The following is a 15,389-nucleotide window of genomic DNA, read 5'->3' as shown; positions in this document are numbered from 1 at the left end:
CAATGGAAAACGACGATCCCGTCCTGCGCTATTACGAAGCCCAAATGCGCTATCTGCGCGAATCCGGCAAGGAGTTCGCGAACGTGCATCCCGACCGGGCACGCTTGCTCAACCTCGATCGCGTGGGCGATCGCGATCCGTATGTCGAGCGCCTCTATGAGGGCTTTGCGTTTCTGACAGGACGGCTCCGGCAGAAACTCGACGACGAACTCCCCGAACTGACCGAAGGGCTAGTGAGCCTGCTATGGCCGCATTACTTGAGGATGATCCCGTCGCTATCCGTCGTCGAACTCATTGCACGGACGGAAGCGATCCAGAAAACCGTAGTCGTACCGGCAGGCGTGCCCGTGCGTTCCGGGCCGATCGCCGTGCCCCCGGCCGAAGGCGCCGAGGGCACGACGCCGAAGACCGTGCAGTGCCTTTACCGCACCACTCAGCCCGTTACGCTGCAACCGCTTGCCATCACGCACGCGGGCCCGATCGTACGTCAGGACGGCCGCTCGGCGATCCGGCTTGCGTTCGCGCTCGATGCGGCGGCGCTCCGTCGCGAAACCGATTTGTCGCGGTTGCGTTTGCACCTGAATGCGGATCTGCCGACCGCGTTCGCGATGCATTTGGCGCTCACGCGCCAGGTGGATTCGATCGCGTGGCGCATCCCGGAAGTGCGCGATGGGGAAGCGGTACCGCTTGCGGGCGTCACGCTCGAGCCTGCCGGCTTCACGACCGAAGAGCGGTTATGGCCGAAGGCCGAGGCGGCGTTTTCAGGCTATCAAATGCTGCTCGAGTACTTTTCGTTTCGCGAGAAATTTCTTTTCGTCGACCTGTGCGGGCTCGACATCGAGAAGCTGCCGCAGACATCGACCCGCTTCGAACTCGAGATCGCGCTGAAGCAAACGTATCCGTCCGATCAGCGCTTCACCGCGGACAACATACGGCTCTTCTGCACACCGGTTATCAATCTGTTCGAACTCGATGCCGAGCCGATCGAGGTCGATCACCACGAGACGGAGTATCGGGTGGTGCCGGCTGGGCATCGAGGCGAGCACGTCGAAACGTATTCGGTCGATGCGATCGAAACGTTCGACCACGGATCGGCCGGGCGACACGAATACGTGCCGTTCGCCACGTTCCGGCATCGCGGGGGCATGCTGCGCCACGACGCCCCTGAACGCTACTTCCACGCCCGCGTCCGGCCGGGCGTCTCCGGCTTGCGCGAGACCTGGATCACGCTCGGCGGCCATGCATGGGAGAGCACGGACGCGCTGCCGCAAGAAACCCTCTCGCTACGCGTGACGGGCACGAACGGCCTGTTGCCGCGTAAGGGGCTGCGCGAAGCAAGCATTGCCGAGCTTGCGGCCAGCACGCCGAACGTCGCCGGTGTGAGGAATCTCGCCGCACCGACCCTGCCGCTCTATCCGCCCACCGACGACCGGTTCCAGTGGCGGGTGCTGTCCCACCTCGCGCCGAATTTTCTGTCGATGTTGAATGTGGAGCTGCTGACCAGCGCCCTTGGGCTATACGACTGGACGAACGACGAACTCAACCGACGGCGGCTCGGCGGCATCCGGTGGGTGTCCGAGACGTTGCTGGAAGAGGTGTCGGGCGGATCGGTCGAACGCGGCGTGCTGATTGAGGTCACGCTCGATTCCCATGCATTCGCGGGCGAGGGCGACGTGATGTTGTTCGGCGAGCTGTTGCACCGCTTCTTCGCGGAATATGCCGAGATCAACCTCTTCACGAAGCTCTCGCTCGTGAGCCTGCCGTCGCAGACTCGCACGGACTGGCCGCGCAGCAAGGCGCAACGGGCTCCGTTATGAACCCGCCCGAGTTGGCGAATCTCGATCCGCTCGTCGCGTCGCTGCTGGCTCGTGCGCCGAAGATGAACTTCATGCAGCTATGCCGGTTGCTCGAAGTGCGTTTCCCGGCACATCCGGGGTTCGGCATGCAAGATACGCGCGAACATGAGCCGGTTCGCTTCGCCCCACAACCGCGCACGGGCTTTCCCGCTGGCGAGATTGCCGCGGTCGACTTCGACGATGGGACGGATAACATGGGGCCCGCGGCGGCGCCTACGGTGCGCACGACGTTCATGGGGCTATACGGTGTCGACGCGGCGGTGCCCTCGTACATGATCGACGAGATCGTGCTGCGCGAGGAAGGGCACGAGGCGGTCCAGGCGTTTCTCGATCAGTTCAATCACAACTTCGTCACGCTGCTCTACCGTGCCTGGAAGAAGTATCGCTATCCGGAGAGCTTCCGCGCGGGCGGTAGCGACGTCCATTCGAGCTATCTATTGTCTTTGGTCGGTTTCGGATGCGGCGACAAGCCGCGGCGCGCCGGCCTTTCGGACTCGCGCATGCTCGCGTTGCTCGGGCTGTTGTGCCTGCGCACGCGCACGCGCGAGGGTCTCGCCGGCGTCATCGCGCTGGCCGTGCCCGGCGTCCACGTGCGCGTCGACGAATTCTTTCCGGTAGTGACACGCGCAGGGCGCCCGCAGCCGCTAACCTCCGCAGGTGCTGCCGCGGCTTCGCAAGGCGGCGCGCGTCGGGGGCTCGGACGCGGCTATGTGCTCGGCCAACGCCTCGCCTATCGCAGCCGCGCGGCGCGCGTGACGCTGCGGCCGGCCGATGCGCGGCAAGCCCACGACCTCTTGCCCGGCGGTTGGCTGCATCGCGAGCTGCTGGCATTCGTGCGGCTCTATGTGGGTACAAGAGCCGACGTGCACCTGCGTATGCGGATTTCCTCCCGGTATGCGCCCGCGCCTATCATCGGCCAAGTGTCGATGGAACCGGCGCCGCGCCTTGGCTGGACGACCGTACTCCCTGCCGAAGACGAGCGCTCGATCGACATCGCACTCGGTGTCTGCGAGGTGTTTCCCGCGCCCGGCCCCAATCCCTATCTGACAATACGATCGGCCTGATCGAGGAGTATCGATGCCCATCCGTTTCACTCTCTCAACCCTCGCAGCCGTGACGCTGCTGTCCGCTTGCGGCGCGTGGCAATCCGTTTCGGACGCCTCATCGAGTGCTTATCGCGCGGTTTTGTTCAAGCAGGTCAAGGTGCTCGACATCGATCTGTCGGCCCGCGAGGCGTTGAATCCCGATGACACCGGCCGTGCAACCTCCGTCGCCGTGCGCGTGTACCAGCTCAAAGGCCGAGAATGCTTCGATAGCGCTTCATACGAGGATCTGCTGAAGCACGACGCAACGCTGCTTGCGCAGGATCTTCAATCGAGCATGGCCGCCGTGTTGAACCCCGGGGCATCGGCGAGTCTTAGGCAGCCGATGCAGCCCGGCACGAAGTATGTGGCGATCGCTGCGTTCTATCGGAATCCGGGCAACGGCGGCGGCTGGAAATACGTCATCGAGAAGAAAAAGCTCGACGCCGATAAGCCGTTGCAGCTCGAGCTGGTCGACCAACTCCTTATCCCGACAGCATCGACGCGATAGCTTCACTGAGTGGCGTTGCGCCAAATCGGCGTTCGGTTTGTCCCGCTTCGACGTCGATCTTTCCGGCGTTGTGCGCGTCGTATAGCTCCGCAATCAAACGCGTGTGGTTTTCGGTCAATCCGGCATGACGCAAGGTTGCGTTCCATTCGCCGCGAGGGAGCGCGAGTGCGGTCACAGTGTGTTTGGCGACATCGCTCAACACTTGGGCGACATCGATTGCGCTGATGCGCTGCGGGCCTTCCGCGCTCACGATTCGGGGCCGATCCGATCGCATTTCATCGGCATCGTCGCTATCGTCGCCATCGAGCAGCAATTGCGCCGCGATCGTGCCGACGTCGCGAGCCGCCACGGTGGGGAAGGTTTTAGTCAGCGGATGATGCAGACTCGGCAAGACACCTCTCGCGAGCGCTGCGGGGATGACACGGGCCCAGTTTTCCATATGCTCGGCGGAGCGAAGCAGCGTCAGACGCGTGCGAAGCGGTGTTAGACGCGCCTCCAGATAGCGATAGAGCAGCGTGATGCCGGTGCCTTCGGGCACCTCGGCGCCGTAGTCGGAAAGCGCCAATACCGCGACGGGAGGCGACGCATGCAATGCGTCTGCCGCCACGTCGATCACGTAGCGCATTGTTGCCTCCGGGTCCGTGTCTGTCGCGGGTACCGGACAAAGAATCTGCACTGCATATGCGCCTTCGATCGCCGATCGGACCGCCTGCGAATCGGTTAGATCCGCCATGACGGTTTCACACCCGATCGCTGCGAATCGTTGTGCCTGTCGCTCGTCCCGTACCACCGCGCGAACGGCTTTGCCGGCGTGGCGCAAGGCGGCCGCCGTCACGCTGCCTACTTTTCCTGACGCTCCGAATATCACGTACATGTGTTGCTCCTCATCGATGCGTGCGACGCCATGCTACGCGCCGGCCGCGTGCGGCGCGATCAAGAATGGATCGAAGGAGCACGAATGGATGATTGGCCGCGCGCTTCCTTCCCTGCAAGCCGGATCGGCATCCAGTAGACTCGTCGCAGCGCTGCCAATCGCCGAGGATCGAACGTCATGAACGCCTTAGTTTCACGTTCCGCTTTAACCGAGGGGACCCGCATCGGTTTGCTATCGAGCGCGGGGCGAGGATGGAATGGATTCGGCGCCGAACTGCTTCGGATTTCGGCCGGCGCGCATCGAATCCCGGGCGGAAAGCAACATCGCATCGGCGTCCACATGGGTAAGCCGGTCAGGGCGAACTGCATGTGCGACGGCAAGCGGTACGCTCGGCTTCAAGCGCACGGCGATGCGGACGTCGTTGCCGCCGGTGTCGATGGCGAATGGGTCGATCAATCCGATTGCACCGTTCTACGTATCTGGATCGACAACGATTTCGCCACATCGTTCTATGAGCGGCTGGAACCGAGCCGCGCGCGCACCGAGTTCCGAACGCGGTTGCAAATGCGCGATTCCCGATTTCAACATCTGGCTTGGGCGTTGCATGACGAACTGCAAGCCGGGAACACGGGCGATCCCGTTTTTGCGGAAAGCCTCTGTAGCGCGATGCTCGTTCGCTTGCTCGGGGACGTCCCTTCTCTGGAAGGCCGGCGAAAGGCGCTTGCGCCGACCGCGGCCGCGCGCGTGATCGATCATATCGAGAGCAGCTTGGATCAGCGTCTGACGCTAGCGGATTTGGCCGCGCTGCTCGATATCAGCGTGCCGCATTTCAAGGTGCTGTTTCGCGAAACGTTTGGCATGCCCGTTCATCGATATATTGTGCAGCGCCGCGTCGAACGCGCGCAGGCGCTTCTATCGACGGGGCGCTTCAGTACCGCGCAAGCTGCGCTCGAAGCGGGCTTCGCTCATCAAAGCCACATGGCGCAATGGATGACTCGGCTTCTCGGCATTGGCCCGAGCGATATCGTGAAGTCCAAATCCGGGCGAGTGTCGAAATCGAATTGAGCGAATCCGCTGCGGAATTAGCATGAACAGGCCCGAGCGTGGCGAGCGGGAATGAAGTGTGCAACGCGGCGGTAATATGGCTGACACCGCCCACCGGCGATAATGGCAGAAGGTGCGACCGCTGGATTCAGCGCGTGAGCGGGCGGGGCCGCGAAGCACCTTTACTTTCAGGGAGCACGCGATGGACAAGCCGGATCCAAGGGCCGACGCCGAGTTCTTTGCCGAGCGGCAACGCCGTTTCGAGGAAGACCTCATCGACGCATACGACGAAGAACTCGAGATGGAAGTGGACGACCGCTTGCTCGACGGCTCCGACGCTTTTACGCCTGAAGCGCGCAACCTACGCAGACACTACTTCCGCGAGCTATTTCGCCTGCAAGGCGAACTCGTCAAGCTGCAGGACTGGATTGTGCAGACGGGTCACCGGCTTGTCGTCATCTTCGAAGGGCGCGACGCTGCGGGAAAAGGCGGCGCGATCAAGCGGATCACCCAACGGCTCAATCCGCGCGTCTGCCGTGTCGCCGCGCTGCCGGCGCCCAGCAATCGCGAGCGAACCCAGTGGTATTTTCAACGTTATGTGGCGCACCTGCCCGCCGGGGGCGAAATGGTGCTGTTCGATCGAAGCTGGTATAACCGGGCGGGCGTCGAGCGTGTGATGGGGTTCTGTACGGACGACGAATACGAAGAATTCTTCCGTTCGGTGCCCGAATTCGAAAAAATGCTCGTTCGTAGCGGCATTCAGATCGTGAAATACTGGTTTTCGATTACGGACGAGGAGCAAGAGATTCGCTTCCAGGCACGTATTCACGATCCGCTCAAGCAGTGGAAGCTGAGCCCGATGGATCTCGAGAGCCGCCGTCGCTGGGAAGCTTATACGCAAACGAAGGAAGTGATGTTGCAGCGCTCGCATCATAGCGACGCGCCGTGGTGGGTCGTGCAGGCGGTCGACAAGAAGCGGGCGCGCTTGAACTGTATTCATCACCTGCTGAGCCAGGTGCCGTACCAGGAAGTCGAACATCCGACCATCTCGTTGCCGGAGCGTGTTCATAACGAAGATTACATTCGTCAGCCGGTTCCGGCCGAGATGATCGTCCCGGAGATCTACTGATACGCGGGCGTCATGCGCAGCGCCTGCCTCGCGGCGGGGGCGGCGCTGCGACGGCATCGCTCGCCCGCTATCGATTTCATCAACGCAACACGGGCCGGAAGAAACTGCGTTCGTAACTGACGATGCATCGCGTTTTTGCCGCATAGGCGAACGCGGCTTGGCATTCGGGGTCCTGCTGGGATTCGGCGCGGTACGTTTCGTAAGCGGCTAGGCTCGGGAAGGAGAATAACGCTAAGGCCACGTTATTGGCGCCTTCGCCGGGAAGGAAGTAGCCGTGGTGCGTTCCGCCGAACCGCTCGACGAGCGGGATCCACATTTTTGCGTAGGTTTCGAACTCGGAGACTAGGTTTGCGTCGATGATGTAGCGGACGTGGCAAGTGATCATAATGTGTCGTTTGATGGCTCGGTCGCGAGCGGATTGTCGTGATGCGCTGCGTCAGCGTAAGTTCTATAACAACGTGTGGGATCGTTCGGCCACCATTGAAGGAGCACTTATGTTCGACCACGTTGTATTCGGCGTCAGCAACTACGAAGCGAGCAAAACGTTTTACCTCAAGGCGCTGGCGCCAATCGGTCTCTCGATTGTATTAGAAGGGCCGCTCGGCATCGAGCTTAGCGCGGACGGCAAGACTTCGTTGTGCCTGTTCCAAACCGAGGAAAAGCCCGCGCGTCTTCATTTGGCGTTCAGGGGCGACACCCGAGAACAAGTGGATGAGTTCTACCGCGCGGCGCTAGAGGCGGGAGGCAAAGATAACGGGGCGCCCGGCCTTCGGCCGCGATATCACGCCAACTACTACGCGGCGTTCGTGATCGATCCGGATGGGCACAACGTCGAAATGGTTTGCCATCAGACACGGGCGTAACGCACCGCCTATGGCAACTTCATACCCAAAATCGTCGGCGCGAGGTCCCGCAGTCCCGCGTTCAACCGCACGACCAACTGCGTGGCATCGTTGTCGTCATCCATCTTCGCCACGCCCTGGATCGGATCCTCGGATTTCACGAGCCGGCTCATGGTGCCGGCTCCGTCCATGTTGGCCGGCGTTTCGAACGACACCTGATCGGGGCCCAGACGACGAATGCGATCATGGGGGAAAGGCCCGCGCTTGAACATGTCTTTGGGCAGGATGCCTTCGTTCGCAACGTCATCGACGAACGCCTGCCGATTCGGGAATAGCCGAGCGGCGATCTTCGCGGCTTCGAAGCGGCCCGATGTCTCTCCGTAGGAAAAGCTGAGTTGAATCCCTTGCCCTTTGATAGCTGTCTCGCGGCCGGTGCGGTACTTGCGTGCGTCGCCCGGTACGATCAGCAGCATCGACCCATTCGAGCCTTCGAGGCCGAGGCAGTGCCATCCGCGCGGGGCGAGGGCCGCGAGTTCGCCCGAGCTGTACCACGCCAGCCGCGAAGCCATGGCCACTGGCAGCCGAGGGGTTTCGGACGGCTTGGGCGCTGGGGTAAGGCCCATCTGTCCGTCGGACACGCAGCCCACGAAAGGAACAGCAGCGGTTTGCGCGAGCGCGCTGCAACTCAATCCGGCCGACAGCAGGCAAATCGATAAACTCAGCCCGAAAACCTTCATCGTGTTTATTGTTCTCCAATTGAGGGGGGGACGCCGGCTAGCGGCAACTGGGCATCGCCGCGTATTCGAACACCTCTTTCATTCGGCCGGTTACAGCGCCCGATCACCGAGGAATGCTTGATCCGACTGAGGATCGTACAGCACGAGCGCGTGCGTATTCAGTAGTTGAAGAATGTACGCGCCAACCTCTTCGGCTCTGCTAAAACTCATAGACACGATCAAATGACGAGCACCGAAATCGAAGTCGCCCGACCACGGGCTATCGTCGATTTGGTCGTCGCGCAGAGCCGACAGTTGCGGGTAGCGACTCTCGAGCGCTGCCGTGAACTGCGCGAGCGTCGCATCGTCTGCGCCTTCGTCGGGCAACTCGCCCGCGCACGCTTGTCGGTAGGCCTTACGCACGTCTTCCAACGTCAAACCCTGTCGATGCGCAAAAAATCCTAGGTCGTAGCTCAATAAAGGCTCCTTGGGTTGTCGTCATCCATCTTGACTTCGCTGCGATCTTGCACGGAATTGCTATGCTTGGAGTCGTTGTGCGACTCCACATTTGATCTCAGGAGGTGGGCTATGGCAAGCGTCGTACAGTGGATTCCCGAATCGGGCGTTGGCGCCGAACATCTCGTCGTGAGGCAGGAAGGCCCGCGGTACGTTGCCGAAGCTGCCGTGGTCGGCCACCGCTTCGACGCACCATACGGGGCGCATTACCGGATCGAGATTGCGCCCGATTGGTCCGTGCGCCGCGTTTCGATCGCGTTGACCGACGGCCGCCAGCTCGAATTGTTCGCGGACGGCGTTGGGACATGGCGCGACGCAACGCAGGAGCGGATCTGCGCACTTGACGGCTGTATCGACGTGGATCTGTCGGCCACGCCTTTCACCAATACGTTGCCCATTCGGCGGCTCGGCCTCTCGCAGGGGCAGCGACAACTGATTCGCGTAGCGTATGTCGCGATCCCGGCACTGACGGTCGAGCCGGTGGATCAGGCCTATACGTGCATTGAACCTAATCGTCGGTACCTCTACGAAGGCTTGTTTCGGCAATTCAAGGCCGAACTAATGGTCGACGAAGAAGGGCTGATCGAAGACTATCCGTCGCTCTTTCGGCGAGCGGCATGATTTTCCGGATCGCCATGGCAAGTCGCCATTTCTGTTTGCTAAATGAAAGACAAGCGATGGGTTGCGGTACCAAGCCTGACGTCGAGACGACGAACCGGAGGCGTCGAAATCGACACCGCGGGGAGCGATGAAACGTTCTTCGGGCGCCGGCCCGTTCCCTGCACTTTTTTGCGGTTGAATTTGTGGATACGTCGCAATCTTTCCTAAGATGTGGAAACGAGCGGATTTTCAGAGCGACGACTGAAGGGTCCACAAGTCATGAACGAATATCCTCTGCCGCAGACGTATCCTAGCCGTCATCGCGCGCGATCGAACAAGCGCTGGGTTTCGCAGATCGGGTGCTTGACGGTTGCCGTGCTCGCGTTGGGCGGTTGCACGTCGTGGGCGCCGCAGCAATCCACCGGCTCGGCGCCAGGTTCGACACAAACCCAATGCGTCGGCCAAATCCAACCCCCTTACGGCCTAACCGTGATCAGCGATCCGGCCTTGCTTGCCAAAACGGTGCAGCCGCCCGGGAAGGGCGGCCTGTGCATGGGCGAGGTCTATCAGGTGACGCAGCCGCTCACCGTCTATCGGGTATGGGATTCCAGCAAACCGTGGAGCCAATTCGGCAAATGGTGGAGTTTCGCTCCGCCGGCGGGGCCGCGCGATGCCTACCGCGTACAGAACGAAATCTGTCCGACATGGAGCAAGCTCGACCAGGTCACGCAGTGCCGCTTGAAAGTCGGTTCGGAGATCGTGATCGGCCCGGGCCAGAGCGCGCAATGCGATCCGCCGGACACCGGCATCAGCTATCCGCCATCGGCCGAGATCCAAGTTTTCGTTCCGAACGACAACTCGGATCCGAGCAAGGAATTCGTATCGAATTGCGTGGCGGCGACCGCATGGCCCTGATTTGACGAGCAGTCGCTGTGACCGGCCGCCCGGGTGGCCGGCCGGCGCTCAGCCCTTCGTCGCCCCGAAGGTCAGCCCCGCGACGAAATGCTTCTGCATGGCGAAGAACATGGCGACCGAGGGCATCGCCGCGAGAATAGACCCGGCCGAGACGAGATTCCAAGCGGTCGTCCATTGCCCTTTGAGCGCGGCCACGCCCACCGTGATCGGCGCGGCGTCGTCGCCTTGCGTCAGACACAGCGCCCAGAAGTAGTCGTTCCAGACGAACGTGAAGACCAAGATGGCCAGCGCGGCCAACGCAGGCCGAATCAACGGCAGCACGATCTTGAAGAAGACGGTCCACTCGTTGGCCCCTTCGATGCGTGCGGCTTCGATCAGCTCGAACGGCAGCTGCTTGATGAAGTTCCGTAGGAAGAGCGCGCAAAACCCGGTTTGAAACGAGAGATGAAAGAGGATGAGGCCGTCGACCGTGTTATACAGCCCCAACTTGAGCGACAAATCCCTGACCGGAATCATCAACACCTGAATGGGGACGAAATTGCCGGCGACGAACGTGGCAAACAACGTCGAATTGCCCGGAAACCGATAAACCGCGAGCGCAAAGCCGGCCATGGCGGCGAGTGCGATCGCGCCCGCTACGGAAGGCAGCGTGATTTGCACGCTGTTCCAAAAGTAATGCAGCATGGGGGACGTGGTGAGCGCTTCGCGGTAGTTGTCGATGAGCGCGAAATGCTTCGGCCATCCCCAGTAATTGCCCTCGCTGAGTTCTTCCGTCGATCTGACCGACGTCACCAAGACGGCGATCATCGGCAGAAGCCATATCAGCAGCGCCAACGGCAAGGACAGCTTGTACGCCCGCCGCGCGGTAGGCGTCCATTTTTCGACCGGCATGGGAAACATAGTCGGGACTCCTTATTGCTCGGTCCGCAGCAAGCGGCGCAACTGATAGACGATGTAGATCAACATGATCGCGAACAGGACGACGGCGATCGCGGCGGAGTAACCGAGCCGGTAGTACTTGATCGCTTGGTCGTACATGTAATAGGCGAGCACGGTCGAACTCTCGAACGGGCCGCCGCCGGTCATGACCGAAATCAAATCGAAGCTGCGCAGCGCGCCGATAACCGTCACGACGATCGCCATGAACGTCGTCGGGCGCAATTGCGGCAGGATCACGTGCCAGAGCAGCGACCACCCCTTGGCGCCTTCCATGCGTGCGGCTTCGATCTGCTCGCTGCTGAGGGTCGTCAAGCCCGTCAGGTAAAGAATCATGCAGTACGCGGTTTGCGGCCATAGCGCGGCGAGGATGATGCCGGGCGTCGCATAGTGGGGATTGCCGAGTACCGGAATGCCGTGTCCGAGGATCAAGGCGAGCAGGCCGAAGGTCGGATCGTAGAACCAAGAAAAGATGAGGCCCACCACGACGCCGGAGAGCACGAACGGCGCGAAGAAAAGCGACTTGACGATACGGATGCCCGCCACGGCTTGATTCAGGTACAGCGCGATCGCGAGCCCCATCGGCGGCGCCAGCAAGAACATGACGAGCCAGATGACGTTGTTCTTGAGGGCCGTGTAGAAGGTCTGCGCGTGAAAGAGTTCGACGTAATTCGCGAAGCCGACGAACGTTGCGTCGGACATCCCGTCCCAGTTGTAGAAGCTGAGGCGGATGGTCGACAGCACGGGCCAAACCACATAGATCGCCACCATGATGCAGGCGGGCGCGAGAAACAAGCACGCGGCGCGGCGCTGGCGGCGGGCGGTCGGCGATGCGCGGCGACGCCCCCGTGCGCTGTGTCGATTGGCGGGTGCAGCCGGCGCCTGAATACCGTCGCCATCGGCCCGCTGAGTAATGAACTGAGACACGACAACCTCCTGAACGAACTCCTTGCGCGCGCGGCAGCGTCGATGGGCGCGGCCGCGCGCCGTCCCTTCGGTTACTTCTTATAGATCCGCTGACGTGCTTGTTCGAGATGCGCGAGGATCGAATCGATCTGCGTCGGATCGGACACGAACTGCTGCATGCCCTTCATCCCTTCGTCGGCCATTTCCTTCGTCATGTCGCGATCGTAGAACTGCGCGATGCCGCCCTTGGTGTTCGACAGAATCTGGAAGCCGATCTTCGAAATGGGATCCTCGGGCTCCGGCGACTGGCTGTTCGCCGACAGCGAGCCAAGCCCCACGGCGAGTTGTGCGCCGATTTTCGGCGATTCCGTGAACGCGAGGAACGCGCGTGCGTCCGCCTTGTTCTTCGCTTTCGCCGGGATATTGAGCGTTTCGACGGGGCCGTCTTCGGCGGTCGGCACGTTCGGGTCGATGATCGGGAACTGGAAGTAGCCCATCTCCGTTTTGACGGTCGGCGAGAATCCGCCCGTGATGAAGGTGCCCATCAGCATCATCGCGGCCTTGCCTTGGAACAGGAACGGCTGCGCGGCGTCGAGGTCGTACGACAGCGAATTGTCGATGAAGTAGCCCGCATCGAGCAGTTGCTTCCACGTCGTATAGACCTTCTTCACGCGCGCGTCGGTGTAGGGCACGTCGCCGGCCATCAGCTTTTGATGGAATGCGTTACCGTTCAAGCGCAGATCGAGGTAGTCGAACCAGCCCGCCAGCGTCCACGCATCGCGTCCGGCGACGGCGATCGGCGTAATGCCGGCGGCCTTCAGCTTCTTGCAATCGTCGAGGAAGTCGTTCCAGGTTTTCGGCTCGTTTGCAATGCCGACCTTTTGGAACAAGTCTTTACGATAGAACATGCCCCACGAGTAGTAGACGGTGGGCGCGGCGTACTGCTTGCCGCCGTACGACGACGCTTCTTTCGTCGATGCATACGTTTTATCCCAGCCGTTTTTCGCCCAGTCGGACGAGAGGTCTGCGAACAACCCGCGCTTGGCGTAGTAGGCCATGCGCTCGCCATCGTGCCAGTTCACGATATCGGGCGGCGCCGTCGTGAGCCAGCCGGGCAATTGCACCTTATACGCTTCTTCGTCGATGAAGGCGACTTTGACGTCGGTGCCGGGGTGGGTCTGCTTGAACTCGTCGACCACCTGCGTCCACACGGCGCGCTGGCTAGCGCCCTTGAACGCGATGTTGATCTCGAGCGTACCGGCCTGCGCCGGGGTGGCGAGCGTGCCCATGGCGAAAGCCGACGCAAGCGCGACGGCGGCGAGCATAGTGCGGGGTGGGTTCGTCATGCCTGTCTCCTAGTTGCTACGTTGTTGTGGGTGCTGCATCGGATTCGATATGCCATGCAAGGTTCAACCTGGCATCGTGCTCTTCATGCCCTTCGTGCTCGTTGTGCCCTTCGTTCGATAGGCGACGACGCCCTGGGGCTCGACATCGTGCGAGCCGATCACGAACGCGTCGCTCGGTAGGTCGGCGGGCAGCGTGTGTACTTGGGCGCCGTAGTTGAAGACCCACGTCAGCCCGCCGCGCCGGCTGACGCGGATGCTGTCGCCGAGTTGCGTCGGGGCGAGCCCCGCTTCCTGGGCAATGCGGGCGAACAGCGCCTGTGTGGATGCCTCGTCGAACAAGCTCGCGAGGTAATGCACGGCGCCGTACTTCACGTAGGCGGGGTGGCCATCGCCGAAAACGGCACGGATTTGCATCGACTCGCGGCTGCCGTCGCGCGAATCGACGTCGAGCAGGTCGCGCCAGTGGCGTGCGCACCCTTGCGGCGCACTGCCGCTGAAGGTCACGCGCGGGTTCACGTTAGGCCGCATCGATTCCACGCGCCAGACGCGTAGCGGAATGAGCGAGGCGAGCGGGCCGGGCGGGAGGTTGGACGGGATTTGCAGATCGGATGTCTTCGATCCCGTACGCGGCCCGACGACGACATGGGCGAGCGAGCTTTCGAGCCGCCGCACGAGATCCTCGGAGAGCACGGGCAACGGGGGAACGACGATGAGCTTATAGCCGTCGAGCGGTGCGTGCGTCGAAACGATGTCGACGTCGAAGCCTAGCGCGCGCAGCGCCGAGTAATATTCGACGGCAAAACGGGGATAGTGAAAATCGATGCCTTGCGGCTGGACTTCGAACAGCCATTTCGCCTCGTAGTCGAACACCAGCGCGACGCTCGTTTCGACCTTGCCGTCGGTATCGGTATCGCCTGCCGCATCGGCCAACGCACGAAGCTCTTGCGCGACGCGCTCGGCCTCGCTGCCGCCGACGTCGAGCCGGTTGTCGGGCGTGTGCAATCCCGCATGCATCTGCTCCTGCGCAAACGGCGCTTGCCGCCAGCGGAAATACGAGACGCAGCCGGCGCCGTGCGCGAACGCTTCCCAACTCCAGAGCCTGACCATGCCGGGCAAGGGGGCAGGATTCCACTTCGCCCAATTGACGGGGCCCGGCTGCTGCTCCATGACCCAAAACGGCAGCTTGGACATGCCGCGATAGAGATCGTGATTGAACGATGCGAAATCGGGGTGGCCGGTGCGCAGGTATTTCGCCTTCACCTCGGGCTCGTACCACTGCTCCTCCAATGCACCGAGCGGGTAGCTATCCCAGGCTGCCACGTCGAGATCGTCGGCCACTTTGTAGTGATCGAATTCGGTGAACAGCTGCATGAAGTTATGCGCGATCGGGCGGTCCGGCGAATGCCGGCGGATGATCTCGACCTGCATACGGTTGTAGCGGGCCACTTCGTCCGATGCGAAGCGACGGTAGTCGAGCCGATGCGACGGATGCGCTTCCGTCACGGTGCCGATGGGCGCATCGATCTCCTCGAAGCTGCGGTACTCCATGCTCCAAAACACCGTGCCCCAGGCGCGGTTCAATGCATCGATACTGCCGTAGCGGGCCTTCAGCCATTCGCGGAAGCGCGCGAGTGCAGCGGGCGAATAGCTGACCACGGTTTGGTGGCAACCGTATTCGTTATCGGTCTGCCAATACGCGACGGCGGGGTGCCGGCCATAGCGGGAAGCCACGGCCTCGCATATCGCTTGCGAGGCTTCGAAATAGGCGGGCGACGAAAAGTCGTAATGGCGGCGCGATCCGAATGCGCGTACGCGACCATCGGCGCCGACGGGCAGGATGTCCGGGTGGCGATCGATGAGCCACTTGGGCGGTGTGGCCGTCGGGGTGCACATGACGACTTCGAGGCCTTCGGCCGCAAGCGTATCGATGGCGCGATCGAGCCAGCCCCAGTCGAACTCGCCCGGCGACGGTTCGATGCGGCTCCACGCAAATTCCGCGATGCGCACTTGCCGAATGCCGAGCGCACGCATGCGCGCGGCGTCTTCTTTCCACATGGCTTCGGGCCAGTGCTCCGGGTAGTAGCAAACTCCTAGACGCATTCCAGTGTCCTCTTGT

General features: G+C 61.9%; 16 protein-coding genes. 8 read left to right on the top strand and 8 right to left on the bottom strand.

Translation table 11 applies throughout. The annotated features are described in order from the left end of the window. The first annotated feature begins 2 nt into the window (after positions 1-2). From tssF to tssJ, 3 genes are read left to right on the top strand one after another with little or no spacing between them, the layout of a single operon-like run. A complete protein-coding gene (gene tssF, locus ACTHN9_RS27500; protein WP_440539987.1) occupies positions 3-1,817 on the top strand; it encodes a type VI secretion system baseplate subunit TssF in 1,815 nt (604 codons plus the stop codon). Further along, on the top strand, positions 1,814-2,920 hold the full coding sequence (gene tssG / locus ACTHN9_RS27495; protein ID WP_440539986.1) for a type VI secretion system baseplate subunit TssG: 1,107 nt from the start codon (positions 1,814-1,816) through the stop codon (positions 2,918-2,920). The genes tssF and tssG overlap by 4 nt, the downstream gene beginning before the upstream one ends. Positions 2,921-2,933: 13 nt before the next feature. Further along, positions 2,934-3,449, top strand: a complete 516-nt coding sequence (gene tssJ, locus ACTHN9_RS27490; protein WP_440539985.1) for a type VI secretion system lipoprotein TssJ — start codon at positions 2,934-2,936, stop codon at positions 3,447-3,449. Here tssJ and ACTHN9_RS27485 read toward each other — a convergent pair. After that, positions 3,424-4,323 (bottom strand): NmrA family NAD(P)-binding protein, encoded by a 900-nt coding sequence (locus ACTHN9_RS27485; RefSeq protein ID WP_440539984.1) that lies wholly within the window; start codon positions 4,321-4,323, stop codon positions 3,424-3,426. The two genes, tssJ and ACTHN9_RS27485, sit on opposite strands and share 26 nt — an antisense overlap. A gap of 177 nt (positions 4,324-4,500) precedes the next feature. Here ACTHN9_RS27485 and ACTHN9_RS27480 point away from each other — a divergent pair, with 177 nt between their 5' ends. Next, complete coding sequence (locus ACTHN9_RS27480; RefSeq protein ID WP_440539983.1) at positions 4,501-5,388, top strand: helix-turn-helix transcriptional regulator; 888 nt, start codon at positions 4,501-4,503, stop codon at positions 5,386-5,388. Between the two features lie 181 nt (positions 5,389-5,569). Then, a complete protein-coding gene (gene ppk2, locus ACTHN9_RS27475; protein ID WP_440539982.1) occupies positions 5,570-6,496 on the top strand; it encodes a polyphosphate kinase 2 in 927 nt (308 codons plus the stop codon). Between the two features lie 79 nt (positions 6,497-6,575). On the opposite strand, the gene ACTHN9_RS27470 is transcribed toward ppk2, so the two are convergent. Then, on the bottom strand, positions 6,576-6,881 hold the full coding sequence (locus ACTHN9_RS27470) for an NIPSNAP family protein (protein WP_440539981.1): 306 nt from the start codon (positions 6,879-6,881) through the stop codon (positions 6,576-6,578). A gap of 109 nt (positions 6,882-6,990) precedes the next feature. Here ACTHN9_RS27470 and ACTHN9_RS27465 point away from each other — a divergent pair, with 109 nt between their 5' ends. Then, positions 6,991-7,359 carry a VOC family protein gene (locus ACTHN9_RS27465; RefSeq protein ID WP_440539980.1) on the top strand — a complete coding sequence of 123 codons (369 nt, stop codon included), beginning with the start codon at positions 6,991-6,993 and terminating at the stop codon, positions 7,357-7,359. A gap of 8 nt (positions 7,360-7,367) precedes the next feature. On the opposite strand, the gene ACTHN9_RS27460 is transcribed toward ACTHN9_RS27465, so the two are convergent. Together ACTHN9_RS27460 and ACTHN9_RS27455 are read right to left on the bottom strand one after the other, a co-directional pair. Next, on the bottom strand, positions 7,368-8,075 hold the full coding sequence (locus tag ACTHN9_RS27460) for a hypothetical protein (RefSeq protein ID WP_440539979.1): 708 nt from the start codon (positions 8,073-8,075) through the stop codon (positions 7,368-7,370). A 90-nt stretch (positions 8,076-8,165) separates the two neighbouring features. After that, a complete protein-coding gene (locus ACTHN9_RS27455; protein WP_440539978.1) occupies positions 8,166-8,531 on the bottom strand; it encodes a hypothetical protein in 366 nt (121 codons plus the stop codon). A gap of 111 nt (positions 8,532-8,642) precedes the next feature. On the opposite strand from ACTHN9_RS27455, the gene ACTHN9_RS27450 reads away from it, so the two are divergent. Both ACTHN9_RS27450 and ACTHN9_RS27445 read left to right on the top strand, forming a co-directional pair. Beyond that, on the top strand, positions 8,643-9,191 hold the full coding sequence (locus tag ACTHN9_RS27450; RefSeq protein ID WP_440539977.1) for a putative glycolipid-binding domain-containing protein: 549 nt from the start codon (positions 8,643-8,645) through the stop codon (positions 9,189-9,191). Between the two features lie 258 nt (positions 9,192-9,449). Then, positions 9,450-10,085 (top strand): hypothetical protein, encoded by a 636-nt coding sequence (locus tag ACTHN9_RS27445; protein WP_440539976.1) that lies wholly within the window; start codon positions 9,450-9,452, stop codon positions 10,083-10,085. 48 nt (positions 10,086-10,133) lie between these two features. On the opposite strand, the gene ACTHN9_RS27440 is transcribed toward ACTHN9_RS27445, so the two are convergent. From ACTHN9_RS27440 to ACTHN9_RS27425, 4 genes are all read right to left on the bottom strand, one after another. Then, positions 10,134-10,985 (bottom strand): carbohydrate ABC transporter permease, encoded by an 852-nt coding sequence (locus ACTHN9_RS27440; protein ID WP_440539975.1) that lies wholly within the window; start codon positions 10,983-10,985, stop codon positions 10,134-10,136. A gap of 12 nt (positions 10,986-10,997) precedes the next feature. Beyond that, on the bottom strand, positions 10,998-11,909 hold the full coding sequence (locus ACTHN9_RS27435; RefSeq protein ID WP_440540049.1) for a carbohydrate ABC transporter permease: 912 nt from the start codon (positions 11,907-11,909) through the stop codon (positions 10,998-11,000). A 110-nt stretch (positions 11,910-12,019) separates the two neighbouring features. Then, complete coding sequence (locus ACTHN9_RS27430; protein WP_440539974.1) at positions 12,020-13,273, bottom strand: ABC transporter substrate-binding protein; 1,254 nt, start codon at positions 13,271-13,273, stop codon at positions 12,020-12,022. Positions 13,274-13,336: 63 nt separating this feature from the next. Beyond that, positions 13,337-15,373, bottom strand: a complete 2,037-nt coding sequence (locus ACTHN9_RS27425) for a beta-galactosidase (protein ID WP_440539973.1) — start codon at positions 15,371-15,373, stop codon at positions 13,337-13,339. Positions 15,374-15,389: the final 16 nt, after the last annotated feature.

It is taken from the genome of Trinickia sp., assembly GCF_051953405.1.
Classification (GTDB): Bacteria; Pseudomonadota; Gammaproteobacteria; order Burkholderiales; family Burkholderiaceae; genus Trinickia.
The sequence above is the reverse complement of the archived record's forward strand: the minus strand, read 5'-3'. Positions and strand labels throughout refer to the sequence as shown.

Bases quoted from the DNA above. Each gene is read 5' to 3' on its own strand.
- tssF (WP_440539987.1), top strand. From the start codon at position 3: ATGGAAAACGACGATCCCGTCCTGCGCTATTACGAAGCCCAAATGCGC.
- tssG (WP_440539986.1), top strand. From the start codon at position 1,814: ATGAACCCGCCCGAGTTGGCGAATCTCGATCCGCTCGTCGCGTCGCTG.
- tssJ (WP_440539985.1), top strand. From the start codon at position 2,934: ATGCCCATCCGTTTCACTCTCTCAACCCTCGCAGCCGTGACGCTGCTG.
- ACTHN9_RS27485 (WP_440539984.1), bottom strand. From the start codon at position 4,323: ATGTACGTGATATTCGGAGCGTCAGGAAAAGTAGGCAGCGTGACGGCG.
- ACTHN9_RS27480 (WP_440539983.1), top strand. From the start codon at position 4,501: ATGAACGCCTTAGTTTCACGTTCCGCTTTAACCGAGGGGACCCGCATC.
- ppk2 (WP_440539982.1), top strand. From the start codon at position 5,570: ATGGACAAGCCGGATCCAAGGGCCGACGCCGAGTTCTTTGCCGAGCGG.
- ACTHN9_RS27470 (WP_440539981.1), bottom strand. From the start codon at position 6,881: ATGATCACTTGCCACGTCCGCTACATCATCGACGCAAACCTAGTCTCC.
- ACTHN9_RS27465 (WP_440539980.1), top strand. From the start codon at position 6,991: ATGTTCGACCACGTTGTATTCGGCGTCAGCAACTACGAAGCGAGCAAA.
- ACTHN9_RS27460 (WP_440539979.1), bottom strand. From the start codon at position 8,075: ATGAAGGTTTTCGGGCTGAGTTTATCGATTTGCCTGCTGTCGGCCGGA.
- ACTHN9_RS27450 (WP_440539977.1), top strand. From the start codon at position 8,643: ATGGCAAGCGTCGTACAGTGGATTCCCGAATCGGGCGTTGGCGCCGAA.
- ACTHN9_RS27445 (WP_440539976.1), top strand. From the start codon at position 9,450: ATGAACGAATATCCTCTGCCGCAGACGTATCCTAGCCGTCATCGCGCG.
- ACTHN9_RS27440 (WP_440539975.1), bottom strand. From the start codon at position 10,985: ATGTTTCCCATGCCGGTCGAAAAATGGACGCCTACCGCGCGGCGGGCG.
- ACTHN9_RS27430 (WP_440539974.1), bottom strand. From the start codon at position 13,273: ATGACGAACCCACCCCGCACTATGCTCGCCGCCGTCGCGCTTGCGTCG.
- ACTHN9_RS27425 (WP_440539973.1), bottom strand. From the start codon at position 15,373: ATGCGTCTAGGAGTTTGCTACTACCCGGAGCACTGGCCCGAAGCCATG.